The sequence below is a fragment of the Lysinibacillus sp. GbtcB16 genome (genome assembly GCF_019091145.1).
In the GTDB taxonomy this organism is placed as follows: domain Bacteria; phylum Bacillota; class Bacilli; order Bacillales_A; family Planococcaceae; genus Lysinibacillus; species Lysinibacillus fusiformis.
The window spans coordinates 1-2,296 of the sequence record NZ_JAGXJV010000040.1 but is presented as its reverse complement, the minus strand read 5'-3'; the positions used below and the strand labels follow the sequence as shown (position 1 = coordinate 2,296).

The window sequence follows — 2,296 nt, the reverse complement described above, 5'->3', positions numbered from 1 at the left end:
ATTAGATTCTTGGGATGTGAAGGGTGTAGGTTTGGACTTAACACAAGAAATTGCCAATACAGCTATTCCTTTTTCTGGGTTTATAACCAAACAAATCGGGAGAGTGATTGAGAAAACTGGTGAGCGTTACGAATCAGTTGGAAAAGTTGTAGATAAAGTACAATCTAAATTAAGCCGGACATCACCAAATATCATATTAGTCAGCAGAATGAGAGATAAGGTTAAAGATTTATTGTAAATGTATCTGATAGACACGTTATTGGTAGAAATTTTTATAATCGAAACAGCTAAAATTTATCAGTTTAAAATATGCTTTTTTCCACAATCGGGCGCGTTTGTGGAGTAACAAAAAAGGTCTAATTTCCTAATTCTAATGCTGGGAAATTGGACTTTTTTATATTTACCCAGAGTGCAAAATAGCACTTAAAACAAGTGCAAATTATCTCCCAAAGCGACATGTTGAAATTATCACTTTGATAAAAGAGTGTCAAAACCTTTAAGCTATGAAACAGATGGTTCATCGTCTACAACTATATCAATTCAGTTGAGTACGTATAACTTTCACTACGTATCAGCACGAGGGGGCCACCCTATCACAAGAGAAGGTCCGAATGTTACATCGGATTACGCCAAGCGGTGGACGAACGTGGAAATAAAAACTCGAAGTTTCAATTATCATTAAATGGACCATAATGGGGGTGAGGAAGGTTAGTTTTTTGGGGGAGTGGTTCTTATGCAATATATTTATGCTATTAGAAACAAAATCGATGAGAAATTTTATGTAGGAAGAACAGTCAATCTTAGAATACGGTGGAATACTCACATACAACTACTAAAGTCTAATAAGCACCATATCATTCATCTGCAACGTACTTGGAATAAACATGGAGAAGAGTCTTTTGAGTTCAATCTTATTGACATTATAGATACTGGAAATAAGTATGAGGATTTACAACTCGCTGTAGAAATGGAGCAATTGTTTATTGATCAGTATAAACCCAACAAAATTTTGTATAATCGCTCTTGGTCATCTAAGACAGAAAATTTAAGAGGAGATCAACACCATTTCTATGGAAAACCGCCAAGTGGATAGATGTCTGAAGAAACGAATAAACAGCGTATTGAGAAACTGAAGGGTCAGACAGGTGAAAAGAATCCATTTTATAATAGAAAGCATACACCAGAAGTAATACAGCATCTTCGAGAAAAATGCGCAAATCATGGTGAAGCGAATGGTATACTCGGGAAGAATCATACTGAAGAGTACAAACGGCTGAAGAGTGAGATGATGAAGGGGCGTTATGACGGCGAAAAGAACCCCTGCTATGGTAAAACGCACTCAGAAGAAACGCGACGTATTATCTCGAAAAAGAACAAAGGGAAGCTGAAAGGTGTTCCTAAGTCTGAAGAACAGAAGCTTAAGATGAGAGCAAGTCCACCCAACAGTAAACATATAAGTATAGATGATGTAAAGTATCCAAGCTTGATGGAGGCAGTACGTACATTAGGAAAAACAAAGAAAACTTTACGTGATAGGCTCAAATCAGATAAGTATCCGACTTACTATTATCTTAGTATATAAATCTCTAAAGACTATCAGAGGTATTTAACCTCACAGTTATATTGATTAACAAATCGGGATAATCTGAGGCTCTATTGTTGTATAATACATTGTGAATATGCTTACGGTTATGCCAACCATCTATATAAAATAAAAAACGCCATCTGAAGATGACGCCTAACGTAATATCCTTCGCTCCTTGTTCAGCTTCCCAATCACGGCATTCAACGGAGAAAATTTATCATGCTGATTAATTAACGCCTGCTTAGATAAATGCGTAGGTCAGCGTGTCCGAGTAACATCTGTAAGTGACGTATATCCCCGCCAGCTTCTAGAAACATCGTAGCACCTGTATGTCTGAACAAGTGGGGATGAACGTTCTTCGTACTTCCAGCTGCCTCAGCGTACTTCTTCAGTCGTCTGCGAATATGATTCCGATTCATCGGTTCACCGTATTTTGTAACAAAGACGTGATCCGTTTCAAACTCTTCATTCTCCTTTATCAAATCTTTCAGTAAGTTTGCTGTCGTATTTTTAATCGGGACAATACGTGCTTTACGACTTTTGGCAACAGATGCACGAACTGTAATAACTTTGGTAGAGAAATCAATATCATTGCTGGTAAGCGATAGTGCTTCGCTAATAAGCAAAAATGTGTCTAATAAGAGATTCATAATAACGTAATCTCGAAAATCACTGTAGTTTCGTTTATTTGGTGTATTTAGTAATCTTCGT

3 protein-coding genes and 1 pseudogene are annotated in these 2,296 nt (G+C 36.9%); 3 read left to right on the top strand and 1 reads right to left on the bottom strand.

The genetic code is table 11. From position 1 onward, the window contains the following. From KVT27_RS23015 to KVT27_RS23005, 3 genes and pseudogenes are all read left to right on the top strand, one after another. Positions 1 to 238, top strand: a pseudogene (locus tag KVT27_RS23015) (hypothetical protein); the annotation flags it as partial. A gap of 495 nt (positions 239 to 733) precedes the next feature. Continuing rightward, positions 734 to 1,093, top strand: a complete 360-nt coding sequence (locus KVT27_RS23010; protein ID WP_098952932.1) for a GIY-YIG nuclease family protein — start codon at positions 734 to 736, stop codon at positions 1,091 to 1,093. Beyond that, positions 1,094 to 1,582, top strand: coding sequence for an NUMOD3 domain-containing DNA-binding protein (locus tag KVT27_RS23005; RefSeq protein WP_139893379.1), 489 nt, complete (start codon positions 1,094 to 1,096; stop codon positions 1,580 to 1,582). It begins immediately after the preceding gene. A gap of 233 nt (positions 1,583 to 1,815) precedes the next feature. Here KVT27_RS23005 and KVT27_RS23000 read toward each other — a convergent pair. Continuing rightward, a partial coding sequence (locus KVT27_RS23000) for a tyrosine-type recombinase/integrase (RefSeq protein WP_254636253.1) occupies positions 1,816 to 2,296 on the bottom strand: 481 nt, incomplete at its 5' end.

Bases quoted from the DNA above. Each gene is read 5' to 3' on its own strand.
- KVT27_RS23005 (WP_139893379.1), top strand. From the start codon at position 1,094: ATGTCTGAAGAAACGAATAAACAGCGTATTGAGAAACTGAAGGGTCAG.
- KVT27_RS23010 (WP_098952932.1), top strand. From the start codon at position 734: ATGCAATATATTTATGCTATTAGAAACAAAATCGATGAGAAATTTTAT.